13 protein-coding genes are annotated in these 19,277 nt (G+C 48.4%); 4 read left to right on the top strand and 9 right to left on the bottom strand.

From position 1 onward, the window contains the following. Positions 1-106: 106 nt before the first annotated feature. From Q1B47_RS07565 to Q1B47_RS07530, 8 genes are all read right to left on the bottom strand, one after another. Positions 107-1,150, bottom strand: coding sequence for a glycosyltransferase family 2 protein (locus tag Q1B47_RS07565; RefSeq protein ID WP_299791127.1), 1,044 nt, complete (start codon positions 1,148-1,150; stop codon positions 107-109). Further along, a complete protein-coding gene (locus tag Q1B47_RS07560) occupies positions 1,140-2,570 on the bottom strand; it encodes an oligosaccharide flippase family protein (RefSeq protein WP_299791124.1) in 1,431 nt (476 codons plus the stop codon). Before Q1B47_RS07560 ends, Q1B47_RS07565 begins: the two co-directional genes overlap by 11 nt. A gap of 569 nt (positions 2,571-3,139) precedes the next feature. Then, positions 3,140-4,387: an O-antigen ligase domain-containing protein gene (locus Q1B47_RS07555; protein ID WP_299791121.1), complete on the bottom strand. Its 1,248-nt coding sequence runs from the start codon at positions 4,385-4,387 to the stop codon at positions 3,140-3,142. A 190-nt stretch (positions 4,388-4,577) separates the two neighbouring features. Beyond that, positions 4,578-5,987 (bottom strand): exopolysaccharide biosynthesis protein, encoded by a 1,410-nt coding sequence (locus tag Q1B47_RS07550; protein WP_299791118.1) that lies wholly within the window; start codon positions 5,985-5,987, stop codon positions 4,578-4,580. 32 nt (positions 5,988-6,019) lie between these two features. After that, positions 6,020-7,324 carry a polysaccharide biosynthesis/export family protein gene (locus Q1B47_RS07545; RefSeq protein WP_299791115.1) on the bottom strand — a complete coding sequence of 435 codons (1,305 nt, stop codon included), beginning with the start codon at positions 7,322-7,324 and terminating at the stop codon, positions 6,020-6,022. Positions 7,325-7,401: 77 nt separating this feature from the next. Continuing rightward, complete coding sequence (locus Q1B47_RS07540) at positions 7,402-7,743, bottom strand: STAS domain-containing protein (RefSeq protein WP_299791112.1); 342 nt, start codon at positions 7,741-7,743, stop codon at positions 7,402-7,404. A 587-nt stretch (positions 7,744-8,330) separates the two neighbouring features. After that, the gene (locus tag Q1B47_RS07535) at positions 8,331-8,723 is read right to left on the bottom strand and encodes an ATP-binding protein (protein ID WP_299791109.1); all 393 of its coding nucleotides are present in this window, start codon (positions 8,721-8,723) and stop codon (positions 8,331-8,333) included. Positions 8,724-8,755: 32 nt separating this feature from the next. After that, complete coding sequence (locus Q1B47_RS07530; protein WP_299791106.1) at positions 8,756-10,192, bottom strand: SpoIIE family protein phosphatase; 1,437 nt, start codon at positions 10,190-10,192, stop codon at positions 8,756-8,758. A gap of 403 nt (positions 10,193-10,595) precedes the next feature. Between Q1B47_RS07530 and Q1B47_RS07525 the strand changes: the two genes are divergently transcribed. The 4 genes from Q1B47_RS07525 to Q1B47_RS07510 all read left to right on the top strand — a co-directional run bounded on the left by Q1B47_RS07525 (position 10,596) and on the right by Q1B47_RS07510 (position 17,504). Then, the gene (locus Q1B47_RS07525) at positions 10,596-11,513 is read left to right on the top strand and encodes a phosphate/phosphite/phosphonate ABC transporter substrate-binding protein (RefSeq protein ID WP_299791103.1); all 918 of its coding nucleotides are present in this window, start codon (positions 10,596-10,598) and stop codon (positions 11,511-11,513) included. Continuing rightward, positions 11,513-15,022, top strand: a complete 3,510-nt coding sequence (locus tag Q1B47_RS07520) for a PAS domain S-box protein (RefSeq protein WP_299791100.1) — start codon at positions 11,513-11,515, stop codon at positions 15,020-15,022. Before Q1B47_RS07525 ends, Q1B47_RS07520 begins: the two co-directional genes overlap by 1 nt. A gap of 70 nt (positions 15,023-15,092) precedes the next feature. Beyond that, positions 15,093-16,595, top strand: a complete 1,503-nt coding sequence (locus tag Q1B47_RS07515) for a sigma-54 dependent transcriptional regulator (protein ID WP_299791097.1) — start codon at positions 15,093-15,095, stop codon at positions 16,593-16,595. Between the two features lie 168 nt (positions 16,596-16,763). Continuing rightward, positions 16,764-17,504, top strand: coding sequence for a phosphatase (locus Q1B47_RS07510; protein ID WP_299791094.1), 741 nt, complete (start codon positions 16,764-16,766; stop codon positions 17,502-17,504). Positions 17,505-17,738: 234 nt separating this feature from the next. Here Q1B47_RS07510 and Q1B47_RS07505 read toward each other — a convergent pair whose 3' ends face one another. Beyond that, positions 17,739-19,202 (bottom strand): capsule assembly Wzi family protein, encoded by a 1,464-nt coding sequence (locus Q1B47_RS07505; protein ID WP_299791091.1) that lies wholly within the window; start codon positions 19,200-19,202, stop codon positions 17,739-17,741. Positions 19,203-19,277 lie beyond the last annotated feature (75 nt).

Genomic DNA, 19,277 nt, shown 5'->3' with positions numbered 1-19,277 from the left:
ATCCTCTGTAGGAGCGTGCTTCAGCCGCGAAGCTTTTGTAGTTGCGAATTTGGCCCTGTTTGTATCACCTTTCCCGGCTGAAGCCGTTCCTACACCAAAGCCGGTCTTACGATATCATTGACGATTTCACTCCGTCTCTGGTGATGCGCGCTCTCTGCAGGTAGCCCATGACAAACTGACCTATGTTTTCGCACACCTTGTACATCGATGATGGCAGCAGCCATAGCAGGTAGGCCGCAGTCAAGGTGACACAGGTTCTGCCGGTCTCATCGAGCATTATCGAAGGCGAAACGCTCAGTGCCTTGTTAATCAGTGTAATTGCAGCCCGACCTTGTCCGTTTCGAATCGATTGACGAGCCAGATATCGGAGCTGATAGGCTCTGGCACTCTTCTCATGCTTCTTCAGCAGCTTGGGAGCGAACAGTCTGGCCTTATCTATCATCTGCTCCCACGACGCGAGTTGCTTCATGATGTTCGATGAGAGTCCCGCCTGGTTGAGGCGGTAGAAGGTGAGCGGCGCCGGGATCCCCTCCATCTTCCAATCTGTCGTTGCGACTATGCGCAACCAGCATTCGATATCTTCCGATTGACGAAACTTCTCATCGAAATAACAGCTGTAGTTTTCGCTGTGATCGAGTGGCTGGAAGCGAATATCGTTGAGGGTTTCACGGCGCACTACAGGGGCAGAGCCATTGCCTACCGGGTTTCTGCACAGTAAGTGTGCGGCGGTGATCCCCTTCAGTTGCGGCATCTGGAAGAAGTGGATCAGCTTACCCTTATGATTCATAAAGCTTGAACGGGAGAAGCTTATTCCTATCTTGGGAGAGCGGTTAAGGTGCTCGACATGCAGCATAAGCTTATCTGCATGCCACATATCATCGGAGTCGATGAAGGCGACATATCTGCCTATGGCGTGGCGGATCCCTGTGTTACGCGCCGCGGCGAGTCCCTTATTGGTGGTGTGATTAACGATACGGATCCTGTGGTCGAGTATGGTGCGACTAATCTCAAGGCTTTTATCGGTGGAGCAATCATTGACAAGAATGAGCTCAAAATCTGTGAAGGTTTGAGCTAACACAGAGTTAATAGCCTGTTTGACAAAGTGTTGAACGTTATAGATAGGCATAACTACAGATACTTTAGGCGTCATGGTGAACCTCCTGGTTAAAACCCTTGAGTTGGTCTGGCTGTTCCCCCTTACGGGAGCTCAAGATAAAGTAGTGGATATAGAGATTGAATGCGGGCATTGCGATCAGATGGATGATTAAGATCCCCAGAGCTACGCCTGTTAAGCCCCATTGGCTGCATATGCCGATGGTGATGGCTAATAGCAAGGTAAAGCCAATGTTAAATGAGAGGTTTAATTTACTCTCACCCAGGCTGATGAGCAGCTGACTGCTCGCCTCTCCAAGAGGCCTCACCAGACCACTGAGGCAAAGTAAAATAAATACAGGAAGTGCGCCGGCCTCTATCCAATGCGTTCCATATACGAACGGCAGATAGAGGGGAGCGAGTAGCGATTGCAGTACGATAACGGGAATGGTGATCTTGAGGATCAGTATCAGCGAATGCACATAGCGTTGCTGAAGCAGTTTATTGCCTGTCGAATGCCAGACTTGTCCGGTTTTATCACACAGGTGGGAGTACAAGGCAGTACCATAACTTTGGATGATCCCTAAGCTGATCCCTAAGCTGGTATTAAATGCGAAAAAGTATACTCCCAACGCTTCGACGCCCAGAAAATATCCGATAAGGAGGTAATCGATATTTTGTCTCAGGGCGATGCTCAAATCGCTTAAGCCAACCTGAGAACCAAAGCTGAATAATTTACCGATAGACCATTGTTCAGCCTTTGCATGGTTTGAACTGGTGAAGGTATTCTCTTTTGGCGTTATCACGCTCTCAGATTTTAGTGGCTTAGGGCTTGTTTGTGGTTGAGACATAAGTTGTGGGAGCGGGTTTCGATATCTGTGTATGGCAATCCAGACAAAAATGACTAATACCTTAGGCAAGATGATGGCCCAAATTCCCAGGCCCATTAATGCAAGGGCGGCTGTCAGCAGCCCATCTAAGATGGTCTGCCACAGAATAGCCCGGCCCACGCGGCGCATGTTATTGGCCCTGAGGTTAATTGCGGCGTATAACATTCCGAAGGGGAGTAACAAATAGCTTGTTGCCATGAGTATCATAGGCGCGATAAGCGTCGAGTCTTGGTTAAAGAGGGCAAGGGGCCAACTGAGTAAGCTCATGGCAACGAAGGCGGTTAAGGTGGCAATCCAATTGGTTTTGTTTGCATTGGCAAGTGATGCGGCTAACGATACATCATCCATCTTGATCAATGCGGCCGAGGTGATGCGCCTTGTCGGTGTGCAGATCAGCTCGAAACAGGCGAGAATGATGGCTACCTGTCCGAAAATCTCCGGAGTCAACAGGCGCGCCAAGATGATACTGGATGCTAACCTTACGATACGGCCAAGCACCTGGGCCGAACCTAACCAGAAAAGACTTTTCGAGAAAGTACTTTTAGTCGGTTGTTCGGCTACTGTAGATGGCTTGGGTGTCGTATTCATTAAAGAAACCTTTTATGTGATATCGATGAGTGATTAAAAACGTGTTTCAACGACGCTTTAACCCCTCTCTAAATCTTCTTTAGCTACCTTTATCTATGTACTACAGGTTTCATGCCAACTAGTTGCCTTTGTTTAGCTGTTTGATTTAATAGGATGTTTTATTTTAAGCATTGGTGTGAGGCCGTGAGTTCTGCTTCTCTGTTTCTGTTCTGCGGCTGATCTGTTGCAAAATGCGAATTGAAAATGACCCTTTGTAGGAGCGTGCTTTAGCCGCGAAGCTTTTAATATTGGAGTGAGCAGTTCCCGGCTGAAGTCAGTCTTACATCAAATCCGGTCTTACCCGGTAGCGTAATAGGCCGTAACCTCTTTTGTAGGAGCGTGCTTCAGCCGCGAAGCTTTTAATATTGGAGTGAGCAGTTCCCGGCTGAAGCCGGTCTTACATCAAATCCGGTCTTACCCGGTAGCGTAATGGGCCTTAACCTCTTTTGTAGGAGCGTGCTTCAGCCGCGAAGCTTGTATTATGGAAAAAGCTTTTCCCGGCTAAAGCCGGTCTTACACCAAAACCGGTTCTACGCAAGGTGGCTACGCTTATGGGCTATGCCAATCACGATCAGCCCCGGCCAGAAGAGATAGGCGAGGATCTCCAGATTCTCTCCGAAGGTATATAGAAACAGCTGCAGTAATACTGCCATTGCCGATGCGGCCACCGGTGATTTAAACATAGAGCCTATCAAGGTGATGAAGCTGACGAGAAAAGGCAGAGCGAGCGAGATCGCCCCAACCAGCCCCTTCACAAACAGCAGGCCGTACCAGGTGTGGTGTGAGCCTATCGGCATATATTCAACCAAGTGCGGCCCACGCTCTACTATGCCATGGCCCCATACCAGGGCTTCGTTGGCCCAGCGCTCCAGTGCAATATCGGCAAGGTGTTGACGTACTCTGGTGGAGCCGGCTCTGGCGGCTTTTATTGCAGCGATACTCATCTCAATCTTTTCGATCGCCTGTGTGCCGAAAATGCCGGAAAGAAGGGTAACCGGAGTGGTGATAAAGTAGAGCCAGGGCGATCTATGGTAGCGAATAAAGGCGAAATACCCGAGTAAGGTGAGGTAGCAGAGCAGAGCCAGTCGTGATTGAGAGATCAGGACCAGCAGCAGACTGCCCACTATGCCGTAGGTTTTAAAACATCTGTCTTTTTCCTGCATGGCGAAGTTCAGAAACAGGTTTCCCATCATACCCAGCGCCGGAGCCCAGGGGGTAAACAGCCGCCACCTGGGGGTGCCGCTGCCCGGGTCTATCTCATATAGGCTGACACTGAAAAACTCAGGGCCCGGCCCGCCTATGATACTAAGTGGCGAGACATATATGGTGCCCGGTAATCCAAAGACCCAGGCGAGGAGACAAAAGGGAAACAGGATGAGGCTGTGTTTACACACGATGCAGGTGGCTCGGTAGATGATCTCCGGGCGTATGTTGAGTGAGCCTATCAGGGGAAAAATGGCGAGCAGTGCCCAGCCTTTTGCCCACCCTATACTGGATTTTATCAATTTTGGCAGGCCGAGTTCATAGTCAAAGTGAGCGATCACTAGCGCTACCAGCATGATACACATGCCTGCTATCCAGTTTAGTTGAGCCGTCGTCATGACGAAATCCTGTCTGTCAAAGACAAAGCGTTTGAACATGCGTAGGAGCAAGATCCAACCTATGACGGGGGCGACGATGTACATGGCACCCAGGAGCCAAAACAGATAGGTATAGGTGATGCTTACCCAGATGAGCTTCTCGTCACTGTTTTGTGGTTTGAGCGTGTCTCTGCTCATATGCATTACCTTTATATATAACCTAGAAGCTAAAGCTTCGTTCCTGTAATCCCCAACTTTTCCCGGCTAAAACCGGTCTTATACAAGAGACAAACACACCGCCCCCTCTGTAGGAGCGTGCTTCAGCCGCGAAGCTATTAATAACGCTTAGACCTGTTCCCGGTTAAAGCCTTTTCTGCGGCGGACATCTCTATGTCGTTAAGATCTTTTGCAGTATCGGCTTTCTTATCCACATGATGCATAAGCCTGCCAGTGAGAAAATGGAGGCCACCGCTCCGCCGAGCAAGGTTAAAACCTTTGCCATGGAGTTGGCTTTTAACGGCAGACTTGGCGGAGCCAGCAGCTGAACCAGAGGGTAAGCGGAATAGATGTCGGCTTTACCGACATCCATCTTCGCTAGTGCTGAGGTAAATACCGCCGTTGCCACCTTATGCTCCCGGTGAAGATCTTCAAGTTTTGCCGCATCATCATTACTGTCTTCAAGACGGGTGTCCCAGGCGTTTATCTGCTGAGTGAGGGCGCTGATCTCGTGACTTAACCCCTCCGCTTCAGTTGTTAATGAGAGCAGTTGTCGCATCAGTTGTGCCCGTCCATCGATATCGTCTGCAGAGAGCATCAGCATTAAGGTGTCATCCTGATAACCCAGAAGCGTTTTACAACGCTCTCTCAGAGCATTGAAAAGTGCCTGTTGCTGCTGAGTTTGGGTCATTATCTGGGGATGCTTCTTACCATAGCGGCCGGAAAATTCGGCGAGACTCGTTGTCGACTCTGTGTAGATAACCAGTAGCTGTTGGTACAGTTGGTCATTCTTTAATTTGAGTAGATCTGCAGCCTGTTTGGCGTTCAGAGACAGGTGCAACTCCAGCATCTTTTGGCTTGCGATCACCCCCTGTAGCTTGGAAACCATATTGACCTTGTTGTGTCTGAGCCGCTCTATCGTGAGTGCGAGCTCCTTAAATTGATCCAGTGAAACCAGGCCAATCTGAGATTGAAAGTTAAGTATCTTCTCCTGACTCTGACTCACCTTAGTGGCGAAGCCATCGATACCCATCTTGATCCCATCTTCTCTTTGGCGAATCTCATCTTCCCTGAGTTGTGACAGCAGGGCCTGTAAACTGTGGTAGTGGGCCCACGCTTTGTCCTGCGCTCCTTGTGCTGTATTGCTGCTGATATTGAACTGCATCAAGCCTGTCTGGTTTGGCAGTTTTAGTTTAGGTTTGCCCATGGCTTGAGGTGTCAGCTTTACCGCTTTGGCGGCGGCATCGAGTAAGACCTGACTCATGGAGAGCGCCTTGTAGTTCTCTCTGGGATCGATAGCCGAGCTTGAGTAGGGCGAACTGCTTGTGCTGGTGGCTTGACCTATGCTGTCTAAGTTGACTAATGCTCCGGCACCTGCGCCGGGCAGAATGAGTGTCCACTTACTGACAAAGCGTGTGGGTGTGTTGACGATTGCTGCTATCACCAGTGTCCAGATGAGGATAAGAGCCGCTAACGCCGTTTTTATATACACCCGGCGACGTGCATTAACGGGCAGGCTGCTGCCCTTTATTGCGGCTCGCTTTAACCATAGAAGCTGGCTAGGGTGATGTTTATTTTTCATCTTGTCATCCTTGGGAATATCTCTATCAAGCCTTAAAGTACGCCGAGCAAGGTTGCGGGCAGCAAAATTTCGGTGAAGGTCTTGGCGATTTCACGAATGTTGGTGACGCCGGAGTCGTAACAGGCAATACCATCACCGGGAAGCAGCACCGGATTCATGTTGGGCTTCCACGAGTGAGCCATTAAGTTGTCCAGCGAACGTTCGACCACATCTATCTGTTTGGTGAGCGGGTTCTTGGTGATCAATATTATGTGTCGGCTCGCATTGGTGCTTTGTGCCCCCCCGATACAGTTGGCACCTATAGCGCCGCTAAGCAGCCGGGTGCCGTAGGGGAAGCGAGTCGCTTCAGTATCGACTGCCGACTGCGAGTTACTGCTGGCGGGTTGAGTCAGGTTAGAGATAAACACCCTGATGCCCGGAGCCGTGATCTGCGAGGGTCTGGCCAGCTCATCATTAAACCGGTTCAGCTGAGGAACATGAATATGATCGCCTGCCATCAGCGTCAGGTGAGGGGTAGAGCTGCCAGTGATGGCCCCCGATAGATCAAGGGAGATAGTTTGTTGGCCACGGGTCACTTTAATGGCACTGATATCGGCGTCAGGGCTGATACCACCCGATGATCTTAGCGCCGCGGCGATACTTCTCCCTGACGCCTGGTCTCCCGTATGTCCGCCATTATCATCGGTGATCTCTGTATCTGACTTATGATTGATAAAGTGAGTGCCTGGCTCAAAAACTGCGCCGGAGACACTTACCTCGATAGGTGCCCATTTCAGGGGGGTGATGCTTATTCTGATAGAGCCGGCAAGCATTAATTGCTCTTCGATCAATACCTGACGTATGCAGCTTTTCAGTGCCTCGATTTTCAATCCCCGCGCCTCAACTCCGGGAATAAAGGGAAGGTAGATATATCCATCGGCGTTAACTTCGACCTGGCTGCTGAACTCCTCTCCGTTGAGGATCTCGATATTAAGCCTGTCGCCAACAGACAGGTGTAGCTCATTAAAGCGGGAGAGCAGTTCGAGCTGTGCAATTGAGCCTCTCATCTCTATAGCGCTCAGTGAGGAAGCTTGTTCGTTAGAACTCTGTTGCTTCTGAGAGTCTGTTTGCCACCTCTTTCTCACATATGGTGTTGAGCTATCGTAATAGTGGCAAGGTTTAACTTCACGTTGCTCCCCCTCCTCAATGACACTGCTTTTTGTGAAGCTGGTTTCCTGACGACAAAGCTCCTTCTCTTGAGTCAGTGTTGGAGTTACACAACCTGTAACATTCAAGCAAAGGCCGAACAGAGTCAGTGATAAACTTGCCTTTAATTTCTGTTTAAAATCAAAAAACATCTGGCAACTCCCGGTTTAATATTGCAGTTCAGTGGTGTTTAGAGCTGCATTTACGGCTGCAGGGACCCGAGCAAGCATCATGTTTCACAGATATGTTCGATTGCGGCCGCTTGATCTTCATAGATAGTAAATACCTGATGGAGCCGCGTGAGCTCGATTAAAGCCCGAACACCGTCAGAGGGGGAGAGTAGAATGATCTCACCGGCTTTTTTCTGAGTGAGCTTCAATGCTGAGACTAAAATGGATAGGCCACTGGAGTCGATATATTCAACTTTATGCAGGTCTAATACGAGTTTATTGCTACCTGCTTCAATTTGACGTGTGATCGCGGCCCTGAGGGTGGGAGTCTGTGCCATCACCATCTCTTTCGGGAGTGTAATTAAGCAGGCGTTGTCGAGTGCTAATGGTGAAAATGTCATATGAAGCTCCTTACTGAGAACTATTGGGTGAATTCTTTACTTATATAAACTATTTACCTTTACAAGCTTGATTGCACAACTCAGGCCAATATTTATCTTGTTGAATTAAAAGGGTAAATATAGGGAGGCAGTTTAATTAGCATGGTGTTTAAAGCGGAAAATGAAATTGCGAGGCAGAATGCAAAGGAGGTGTTTACACATATTAGCGCTTTAGCCGCTGTAGGAGTGGGCTTCAGCCATGAAGCTTTTTATCATGGGGTGAGCGATTCCCGGCTCAAGCCGGTCCTACACTATTGTTTTCCAATCCCCCCTTCTTCGTAGGAGCGCACTTTAGGCGCGAATTTTATTCAAGGAATCGAATCATTCCCGGCTAAAGCCGCTCCTACACTATTGTTTTCCAATCTCCCCCCTTCTTCGTAGGAGCGCACTTTAGGCGCGAATTTTTATTCAAGGAATCTAATCATTCCCGGTTAAAGCCGGTCCTACACTATTGTTTTCCAATCTCCCCCCTTCTTCGTAGGAGCGCACTTTAGGCGCGAATTTTTATTCAAGGAATCTAATCATTCCCGGCTAAAGCCGGTCCTATATTAACTCCTCAATAAACTTAACCTAAGGTGTGTGCCGGCAACGGATGCCTGATATCTGACCTGATCCATCCAGTTTTGAATGATCCATAGCCCTCGGCCTGAGATAGAGAAGGGAGAGGGGCATTCAACCTGATCGCCCATAGGCAAATAGGGGGCTTTATCTAACAGATCTACGGTTATGCGATCCTGGTTACAATGCATGATGATGACAATGTCTTCGACTTGGTTATCCGTATGTTCGAGAACATTGGATAGTGCTTCGAGTATACAGGTGATCACTTTAAACCTCTGTTGGATCTGTACGCTGTTTTGCTGCAGAAATTGCTCCAACTCCTGACACAGTAAGTTACTGCTCCAGACACTTTGAGATAAATTTAATTGAATACTATTCATAAACCCTCCGGTACAAACTCAATATTTTCTGTTTAGTTACTGTTAATTGACTCACCGCTCATTTTATTTTTCGGATATCTGCGCCTGGTTAACTCAGCCACTATTGGTTCACTATCAATCAGTTCCCCCTCGATCAGAAGCTGGTCACTCAATGGCAGAGGCGTATCGACCCATGAGAGGTTATTTGCGCAACCTTTTCCCGAGTCAGGCTTGTCACCCTGGCCCTTTTCGTCATCTGTTTCAGCGCCCGAAAGATTTGGTACACAGAGCAGCATCATAGAGATGTCATCCTGAGGGACTTTCTGCTGCCAAAGGTCGAGGGAGTGAGACAGGTAGTGAAGTAAAGATTCGGGTTCGAGTTGGTGTGCCTTGGAGCAGCTCTTGATTAGTCTCTGTTGTCCAAACTCACCAAAGCTTGGGTGCCGGCACTCATATAAACCATCAGAATAGAGTAGCAGGCTCTGCTGCGGCTTCAGGTTAAAGGTGTCGAACTCATATCGGTAGTTACTGTCTATGCCCAAGGGTATGCCGGAAGTCAGTTTCACCAGCTCTGCCTTTTCTCCGCTAAGCAGTATGGGAAGCGGGTGACCGGCAACGGTTAATTTAACTCTGCCGCTTACTGTATTGGCCACTCCGAGAATTAAGGTGGCAAATTTGCCTGAATGCTCAGGATCTTCAAAGTCAGCGTTTAATTGGTTGACGATAAGTGCGGGGTCCAGGCTTGCCCAGTCACAGCTGTTGCAATTTAATCTTTGTGCGAGGGTAAAGCTCTGCATCGAGGCGGCGATTCCATGCCCTGTGACATCTAAAAGATAAAAACCCAGATGAGAGTCATCGATCTCTAAGCATTGAAAGATATCTCCGGCCAGTTCTTGTGCCGGCTGAAATTGGGTGGCAAGTTTCCAGCCGTTCTGAAGTGTGCACGAGGGCGGAAGCAGCGCACCCTGCAGCCTGGCTGCGCTATCAATATCATTCTGTATCTGGTGTAGATATGCCTGCTCCTTTGTCAATGACCTGCTGAGCTCACTGTTTCTGTTTTTCAGCTGACGTTGCATGCTTACTATGCGCGCAGCAGCTAATACCCTGGCCTTAAGTATGCTTGGGATAAAGGGTTTGGTCAGGAAGTCATCGGCGCCGGATTCTATGCCAATAACGGTATGTTTTGTTTGGTTATTTGCTGTCAGCAGAATAATGTAAAGGCTTGGGTTCATCTCTTTGAGATATTTACAGAGCTCAGGCCCGCTGATCCCAGGCATCCGCCAGTCGCTGATGATGATGTCGGCTTGCTCTTGCCGGAAGAATTCGATCGCCTCCTCGCCACTGCTGCAGCTTGAAACCTTTATCCCCATACTTTTCAATAACTGCTTGATAAAACAACGTTCACTTTCGGTATCTTCAACCACGAGAATGGAGAGATCTTCGGTTTGAAGTTGAAATGTAGTCGCAGACTCTTCCATAACCATTATCATATTTCTCACTCATCAAGTTTTGATACCAGATGAGATAAGCAAGGTGCATGCCTTCTGAGAAGGGAATTATTTACTGCTTTGTATTTACGGTAAAAAATTCTAGCAGTTATCATTCCGGCACATAGCGAAGAGGTGAAAGCTGAGGCTTTATTGCAAAATGCAAACACCTCATTCATATTAGGTAAAAGCTTAGCTATTAACTTCTGGATTTAGCTTATCTTTTTAGATAAGCCTGCTGTTTCATATCGAGCGCTTGCACTCTTTGTACTCTTATAACCGGGTTCAGCTTTTCCGGTGAGCGATCCCTTAATGAGAGGCGTTCATGTCGATGTTTAAGGCTTAGTGCTGTTCTGGCATAAGCTTTGCCTGAGTATAGGGATACAGACAGCTAAGGATATGCAAAATGAAAATGTCTTGGTCGAAATTACATCTCCTGCTTCTATCCTCAGTGTTAAGTATTAGTCTGAGTGTTTATGGGGCGGGCAATGATAAATCAATTTATACCAATAAGTTAGATGCTTCACGGACGATAACCTTTGGCGTGGTTCCTCAGCAGGCTGCCAGTACACTTGCCCGGTTATGGTCTCCGGTACTCTCTGAGTTATCGCAAAATACAAATATTCAAGTGCGTTTTGCAACGGCGCCGGATATTCCTACCTTCGAGAGGAGGCTCGCCTCCGGGGAGTATGATGTCGCCTATATGAACCCATATCACTACACTGTATTTAGCAAAAATCCGGGGTATCGGGCCTTAGTCAAGCAGAAGGATAAGAAGATAAAGGGCATTGTCGTTGTCAGGCATGACTCACCTATCCAATCATTGGATGAATTGTCGGGAAAAATAGTTGCGTTTCCTGCGCCTGCCGCATTTGCGGCCAGCGTACTTCCCAGAGCAAACCTGAAACTGAGAGGCTTAGAGAACGAGAACAGATATGTCGGTTCACATGATTCTGTTTATCTGGCGGTGGCGCAGGGATTGGCCGACGCCGGAGGGGGGGTTAAAAGAACCTTCAAGACAATGGACATGGCCACGACAAGCCAGCTACGGGTGTTGTGGGTGACTCCTGGTTATACCCCCCATGCCATCGCCGTTCATCCCAGGGTTCCGGCTGAGATAGTCGATGAGTTGAGGCAAGGTTTTGTCGAATTATCATCATCTCCTCAGGGGAGAGAAGTGCTAAATACCTTAGGGCTTAATAGTTTTGAGGCCGCCAAAAACAGCGATTGGGACGATGTAAGAGCGCTGGGTTTAGGTGGATTTAAAAAGCCACTGGCAGCTCAAAATGAAGCGGATAACTCCTCAGCCAAAGGAGAAAACTAGTGTCTTTCAGATTAAAAACGGTACTCGGCATTGCACTCATTGAGGGGGTTTTACTGCTGCTGTTGGTATATACCAGTGTGGATTACCTGAGAAGCTCAAATGAGGCTGAAATTGAGAAACGCGCCGATTCAATCGTGACGCTCTTTGCCGCAGCAGCAAAAGATGCGGTGATCAGCACCGATGTCTCTACCCTGCAGGTGTTAGCCAATGAGTTGTTGGCAAATACGCAAGTATTGTATGTCAACGTCTATGATAAAAACTCACTCCTGGTCCGGCTTGGAGAAGTGCAATCCGGCGAACCTATGAAGGCTGAAGCCGGTCGTGATCTGGGGATATCCAGCGTCGATGATGGGGTATTGGATGTCGAAGCCGATATTATGGAGTCCGGGTATATATTCGGGCGGGTTGAAATTGGTGTCGGTGTGAATGAGTTTGATCAGTTCCTGATGAGCGCGACAACCCGCTTTTTCTCTATTGCCGGTTTAGAGATGCTGCTGGTTGCACTTTTTTCGTGGCTGTTGGGGCACTACCTGACCCGCAATCTGAGTGAACTTAAAACGGCTTCTAAACGTATTTTAAGGGGAGAGACGGGGATACAGATCCCCGTGACCGCAACGGATGAGATAGGTCAAACAACCCTTGCTTTTAACCGGATGATTGAGAAGGTCGAGAGCAACAGGAGCGAGCTTGAAAGTGCCAACACCCGTCTGAGTACGATTTTAGAAACTGCGGTAGATGGCTTTATCATCGTCGATACTGCCGGAGTTATCACTCAGGTTAACAGCGCGGTCTGCCGTCTGTTTGGTTACAAACTCGATGAGTTGATAGGGGAGAATGTCTCCATTTTTATGCCGGCACATGAACGGCATATGCATGGTAGTTTTCTGGAAAGGTTTATTCGCTCAGGCCGCGACGCCCGTAACGGAAGAGAGCTCATGGCGCAAAACAGGAGCGGTAAGTTGTTTCCGATTGAGCTGTCGGTCTCCAGGATGACTATCGAAAATGAAACTATGTTATTGGGACTGGTGAAAGACTTAAGTGATATTAAGCGTAAAGAGGTGGCAGCGCTGCGTACCGAGACCATCTTGTTGGCGACCCTTGAAGCCAGTCAGGACGCCCTGATCACCATAGATATCACCGGAAGAGTGCAGGAGTTTAATGATGCAGCCTGTAAGTTATTCGGTCACAGACGTGAGCAGGCCTTAGGTGAACTCCTCGAAGATCTTATTTTTACCGATATTGAGAGAAAAAGTTTTAAACAGGGGCTGCAGCTTTTCAGGCAAACCGGCGAGGGGCCTGCCATAAAGAAAAGCATCGAGGTGATGTCTGTCAAGCGCGATGGCAGCGCATTTCCTGTTGAGATGAAGATGATCCCCGTGCAGTTGGGGGATGAGATCTTACTGACCGCTTTTCTGCATGATATTTCGAAGAGAATCGAGTATGAGACTCAGTTAAAACAGGCAAAAGATCAAGCCGAGTCGGGCAGTAAGGCTAAGTCAAGGTTTCTGGCAACTATGAGTCATGAGATCCGTTCTCCCCTTAATGCGGTTTTAGGAAGTGTCGAACTGATGCTCGATTCACAGCTGAATAAGGAACAGCGCATCTATGCTCATACGGCAAAAGAAGCCGGTACCGCACTGCTCAGCACCATTAATGATATTTTAGATTTTTCAAAGATTGAGGCCGGGCAGATGAGATTGGAGAGTGTTAGCTTTTCACCGGCGAAGCTTGTGGCTCAGGTAATGCGGATATTGGCCCCTAAGGCTCACGAAAAGGGGGTCAATCTCGCATGTTTTATCAATCGCAATGTGCCTGAGTTTGTAAAAGGTGATGCACAACGTTTACGTCAGGTTATTCATAATCTTGTCGATAACGCCATAAAGTTTTCGACTGCTGGCTGCGTTTCGGTAGAGATGTGGATCCCTGATAGTCATCACGAAGAGGTGCAGCTTTATTGTGCCGTCACCGATGAAGGTATTGGTGTGAGCATGGCGGCTCAAAAGAAACTGTTTAAGGAGTTTAGCCAGGTTCATGACCAACATAACACTAATTACAAGGGAACCGGACTGGGCTTAGCTATCTGCGCCGAGCTTATCGAGATGATGGGAGGGCGGATTGAGTTAAGTAGTCGTCTTGGACACGGAAGCTGCTTCAGATTTGATGTTTTGTTAAAACTTGAGGAGCGGCAATTAAATCCACTTGTTCATCTGCCTGCTCATGCCAGAGTGTTACTGGTCCATCCAGATAAAACCGTCGCCCACCTGGTAAGCAAGCAATATAGCCAGTATGGGGTGACTAGCGTTAATGTCAGCCGGGTTAGCGATATCCTCAGTGCCGCAGAGGTGAAGGGGCGCTTTAACCTTATCTTGATCGATGATACCGGTTTGTCTGAGTTAAGTTTGAAGTTAACCAACCTCCTTAAGCGGGATTTTCTGTTTGAAGGGGGGGCAATTGCGATACTCATGTCTGAATTAAGGCCTGAAATGTCGGGTGTGGTGTCAGATATTGGCCTGGATCAGATGATAAACAAACCCTTGAGTCGTGAGATGATGCTGGGGTTATTGAGTGGTGATGATGTTAATAACCAACACAAGGGCGAAAGTGAAGCTATGCTTCCGGATCTCACGACTAAGAATAAGCTACTGCTTTTGGCCGAGGATAGTCCTTCGAATCAAGTTGTTGCCGGTGCAATGTTGACCAAATCCGGTTTCGAAGTGGAGTATGCCAATAATGGTAGCGAGGCCGTTAATATGGCGGCTCAAAAGAACTATGGTTTGATTTTGATGGATATGCGAATGCCGGAGATGGATGGTGTTGAAGCGACTAAAAATATTCTATTGCATCAACCCGGTACCATTATTCTGGCCATGACAGCTAATGTACAGCCGGAGGATATTGAAAACTGCCTGTCGGCCGGGATGAAAGATTTTGTTCCTAAACCTGTAAATAAGCTTGATTTAGTGAGAATAATTAATAAATGGTTACCGGAAGTTACCGGACTCGAAAGTACTGCTATAGAAGGCAGGGCGAAACTTACCCCGGAAAGTTGTGAAGATGAGGGGGGCCAATTACACTTGGATAATGATACGTCGAGTGGGGGGCTAATGGTCATTAAAACGGACAGTGAAACACGGGATAATGTTACCGATGGCGACGAGCTAGCTCTACAGACACTGTTTGATGAATCAGTACTTGCCGAGCTTACCGAGGCTTTAGGTGTTGAGTCTATGAAGGGGATGTTTACTGTATACCTTCAGGAGACCAATGAAAGGTTGGAAACACTTAACTCTTTGATGCATCCGATGGATTTTACTGAAATTGATAATCAGGCACACACGCTAAAAAGCAGTTCAGGTAGCTTTGGTGCCCAGGCCCTGTATGAGGTGGCCAAAAGTCTTGAGAGGAGCGCCAGAGAGCAAGATAAAGAGGAAGTCGAGTCATATATGAGCGAAGTTCAGCTGGTGGGACAAGAGACGATAAAGGCCTTTAAAGCACGCTTTGCGGCCTGACAGGGAATTCGATGTAAAGGTTTCTCCGGTCATTAAGTTGTTCGGTTTTTTATTATAGGTGATGTTAAATATGGAAGTTAATCAATCTTTTACAGCGTTACTTGTTGAGGACAGCATGTCGCTGGGCGCGCTTTATACCGAATACTTACGCTCCGAAGGTGCAAAGGTTACTCATGTCAATCACGGAGAGGATGCCTTAACCGAGTTAGCTCAATGGCAACCGGATCTATTGGTATTAGATATCAAGTTACCCGATATGTCGGGAATGGAGATACTGCAAAAAGTCCAGTCCAGCTATCCCGGCATCACAGTTATCATGATAACCGCCCATGGAACGATAGACCTGGCGGTAGAATCGATGAAGAGCGGGGCATTTGATTTTCTGGTTAAGCCTTTCGATGCTAAGCGGCTTTCGATCACAGTGAGAAACGCCTTAAAACAGCGCCAACTTGTTAACTTAGTCGAAAGTTATGAGAAAAGCCTACCAAAAGAGAACTACATGGGCTTTGTGGGAGAGTCCCTTGCCATGCAGACGGTATATAAGACCATAGATTGTGTGGCTAACAGTAAAGCCTCAGTTTTTATCGTCGGAGAGAGTGGCACAGGTAAAGAGGTTTGTGCCCAGGCGATACACCATGCGGGTAACCGTAGTGATAAACCCTTTGTGGCTTTAAATTGTGCCTCAATCCCTAAAGACCTTATCGAGAGTGAGATATTCGGGCATACAAAAGGTGCATTCACCGGTGCCGTGGCGAACAGAGAGGGAGCCGCGAGTCGTGCGGATCGGGGAACACTTTTCCTCGATGAAATTTGTGAGATGGATCTTGAGCTTCAGAGCAAGTTATTGAGGTTTATCCAGACAGGCGTTTTTCAGAAGGTGGGAGGAACGAAGGAGGAGAGGGTCGATGTCCGCTTTGTGAGCGCGACCAACAGAGTTCCCTGGGAGGAGGTCAAGCAGGGCAGATTCAGGGAAGATCTTTTCTATCGGCTTCATGTGATCCCTGTTGAGCTCCCTCCCCTGAGAATGAGGGGCAAAGATGTGTTGTTACTGGCCGATAAATTACTGAAAGAGTACAACCTTGAGGAGGGGAAGGAGTTTAAAAGCTTCTCTGTCGGAGCTAAAAAGCTGCTTCAAAGTTACTCCTGGCCCGGCAATGTGCGCCAGCTGCAAAATGTGATACGACAAGTGGTTGTGTTAAATGCCTCCGATATAGTCGATGAGTCGATGTTACCCCCACTGCTGCAGTCACTGCCCGATACTCAAACCCAGTCAGTTGTCGCCATGACAAGCGCTAATGTCCCTGCGGTTTCCAAGGGGGGGGCCGATGAGTCTATCACGCCCCGTGATGTCGAGTCGGTGAGTGAGCCGGAGGCGCAATCACCTGCTCCCGGTTCAGATAAACCTGAACCGATCATTCCTCTGTGGCTGTCTGAGAAGCAGACGATCGAGGCTGCGATAGCCCGTTGTGATGGCAATGTTCCAAAAGCCGCTGCGTTGTTAGATATCAGTGCTTCGACGATCTATCGTAAGCGCCAGAGTTGGGATGAGCTACATGAGGCTGCTGAGAGTTAATATTCAGCCCCAGAACAATGGCTCATATGTCTGATTTAATGACGTTTCTGAAAGAGATAGCGCCGATGTATACGCCTTTTTAGTTATCTAAGCTCTAGGATAAGCGGCTGATAAGGCGTAGACTTCCGAATACTGATATTTTCTCTGCCAACATAAAGAAGAGTCATTATGAAGTATCCTGTTGACACTCACGCCCACACCATAGCCTCCACCCATGCCTATAGTACGGTTCATGATTACATTGCTGTGGCTAAAGAGAGGGGGCTTAAGTTATTTGCGATAACGGATCATGGCCCGGATATGGCTGATGCTCCCCATTTCTGGCATTTTGTTAATTTAAGAGTGTTACCCAGGATAGTCGATGGTGTGGGTATTTTAAGAGGTATCGAAGCCAATATAAAAAATGATGCGGGAGAGATCGATTATTTTGGTGACTACCTCAAAGAGCTTGATATTGTGCTGGCCGGGTTTCATGAACCCGTTTTTCCTCCCTCGGATAAACAGACCCACACCAAGGCGCTGATCAATACCATAGAAAGTGGCAATGTCGATATCATTACTCATCCGGGGAATCCGGCATACCCTATCGATATTACGGCTGTGGCGGAGGCTGCTGCACGATGTGATGTTGCATTGGAGATCAATAACTCCTCGTTTGAGATGTCCCGAAAAGGCAGTGAGGCAAATTGTATCGCTATCGCAAAAGCGGTTCGTGATGCGGGGGGCTTATTGGTGATGGGCTCGGACTCCCACGTCGCATTCAGCTTAGGCGAGTTCCCCCAGGCCCTTGCTATCATCGAGGCTGCAAAGTTTCCCAAGGAGCGACTGCTGAATCGAACTCCAGAGGCGCTGCTCGAGTTTCTCTCTAAAAGAGGACACACGACGTTGGATGATTTTGCCGAGTTATAGTTAAGAAGACGGCCTTTGGCCTATCGCTTCGCGGACGGCAATGACTATTCGATGAGCTGCGCTCTATCAGGAAAAGAAAAGAGACTGGCATTCGTGCTCAGTCTCTTTTTTTAACCAGCGATGCAGGCGTCAATTAACTCGCGTAGTGAGTGTCGTCTCGGCTTATACAGTCAGCAAAGCTGGCGTCGATTAGCTCACCTGGTGAGCGTCTCAGGTGTTAGGCTCTTCTTCAGATTAAAAACTTCTTTCCCAACCGGCATATATGGTGCCGTCCCAGTCGTTGCCGCCTGAGGTCATGTACTTGCTATAGCCCAGGGTGCCACCCAACTTTAAGGTACCCCGATAGAAGGGGCGGTGATAGCTGGTGTCAAACTGATACATCTGCTCATACTCGCCATGGGATACCGGGTTTCCGCCTGGAGAGGCTACATCGCTACTGTCGACATTGAGCTTTAGCCATCTCAGTTTATTGGTGATGTTCTGACCGCCACCCAGTTGGGTGATCCCGCCGATAACCAGTGTGCGGGAGTCATTGTCGTAGGTGCTGCCCAGACTCTTACTATAGTAACGGTAGCCATCTTTGTAGAAGCCATGCTCATACATGCAGTTGTATATCTTGTCATCGACGCCACATGAGGCTGTGGTATCGGCATATTCGATAAACACACGGGTATTAATATCATTCAGCATGAAGTCGATACCGCCCATATTGGATGCGTTAATGAGTTTGTGTTTTTCGGTGTGATAGTCTTCATGAATACGCTCGAAGTAGATCCCGTACGGGATCCCGAAAGCGGTATCGGACCAGCGGAAATCATAACCCGCCAGCATATTTTCCTGACCGTTCTCAAGCTCGCCTTCAACCTGGCCGCCATTAAACAGTCCGTCCCACCAGTCACTTAAGCTGTTACCGTAACCTTCGCCGCCCCACTGCATGGTCCATGAGAAACCGATCTCGAGTTTAGATATCGGTCTCAGGGTTCCGCGTGCGCCCCAGTGTCTTGCCTCAGGTACATAGCGGTCACTCTCCATCTGACTGAAGCTGGTGGTAAAGGTCCAGGGACCGGCCCAGCTGAGCCAAGGTGTCTCGAACGCTTCACTGTTATTGCGGCTAAAAGTGACCCCCGGCATGGGACGGGCGTTGGTGGTCTGAATTAACCCCGTATCCCAGCCCGGTCCCCAGAACTTTTGTTGCGCGCCTGCGCTGACAATCCAGTTTCCCAGCATGACTGCTGCAAAGCTGTTATCCAATCTTGCGCTATTACCATCGATAGGATCGTAGTGGTAACTGGCCGAGACTCGCCCACTAAACCACTCTTTAGTCACTTCGGCATTCACTGTCGTTTCAGCCTTGTCGCGGTAGTCCTGTCCAAAACCGATAAAGCGTGTCGTATCTGTGGCTGCGGCGACCTCTATGTTGCTGTCAAAGCTTCGATGAGCATTCTTGTAGGCGTTCATGACTCTTTCAAACGCCACAGCCTGCAGCTTGGATAATTGGGAGAGATCGGCGTTGTCCATATCTTTTTTTAAACCCGCCCACATCAGCGGATAGGTCGTGACAGGCTGTACTATCACGCCTGTATCTGAAAGCAGCTGTATATCGGCGCGCAGCGCCAAATCATCGGGTTCGATCCACCATGCGGCCTGCGCCGAGCTGCACCCCAAAAGAAATAATCCGGATAGTATCTTAAATTTCATTGTGATCCCTTATGTCACTGTGATCCCTTACCTCATTGCCCGGCATAGTAAGTGATTTAAACAGATGGTAAAAGA

Source organism: uncultured Shewanella sp. (assembly GCF_947501225.1).
Taxonomy (GTDB): domain Bacteria; phylum Pseudomonadota; class Gammaproteobacteria; order Enterobacterales; family Shewanellaceae; genus Shewanella.
Note: the sequence above shows the minus strand (reverse complement) of the source record. Positions and strands in the feature narration are given on the sequence as shown.

Bases quoted from the DNA above. Each gene is read 5' to 3' on its own strand.
- Q1B47_RS07545 (WP_299791115.1), bottom strand. From the start codon at position 7,324: ATGTTTTTTGATTTTAAACAGAAATTAAAGGCAAGTTTATCACTGACT.
- Q1B47_RS07525 (WP_299791103.1), top strand. From the start codon at position 10,596: ATGAAAATGTCTTGGTCGAAATTACATCTCCTGCTTCTATCCTCAGTG.
- Q1B47_RS07515 (WP_299791097.1), top strand. From the start codon at position 15,093: ATGGAAGTTAATCAATCTTTTACAGCGTTACTTGTTGAGGACAGCATG.
- Q1B47_RS07530 (WP_299791106.1), bottom strand. From the start codon at position 10,192: ATGATAATGGTTATGGAAGAGTCTGCGACTACATTTCAACTTCAAACC.
- Q1B47_RS07560 (WP_299791124.1), bottom strand. From the start codon at position 2,570: ATGAATACGACACCCAAGCCATCTACAGTAGCCGAACAACCGACTAAA.
- Q1B47_RS07540 (WP_299791112.1), bottom strand. From the start codon at position 7,743: ATGACATTTTCACCATTAGCACTCGACAACGCCTGCTTAATTACACTC.
- Q1B47_RS07510 (WP_299791094.1), top strand. From the start codon at position 16,764: ATGAAGTATCCTGTTGACACTCACGCCCACACCATAGCCTCCACCCAT.
- Q1B47_RS07550 (WP_299791118.1), bottom strand. From the start codon at position 5,987: ATGAAAAATAAACATCACCCTAGCCAGCTTCTATGGTTAAAGCGAGCC.
- Q1B47_RS07555 (WP_299791121.1), bottom strand. From the start codon at position 4,387: ATGAGCAGAGACACGCTCAAACCACAAAACAGTGACGAGAAGCTCATC.
- Q1B47_RS07565 (WP_299791127.1), bottom strand. From the start codon at position 1,150: ATGACGCCTAAAGTATCTGTAGTTATGCCTATCTATAACGTTCAACAC.
- Q1B47_RS07505 (WP_299791091.1), bottom strand. From the start codon at position 19,202: ATGAAATTTAAGATACTATCCGGATTATTTCTTTTGGGGTGCAGCTCG.
- Q1B47_RS07535 (WP_299791109.1), bottom strand. From the start codon at position 8,723: ATGAATAGTATTCAATTAAATTTATCTCAAAGTGTCTGGAGCAGTAAC.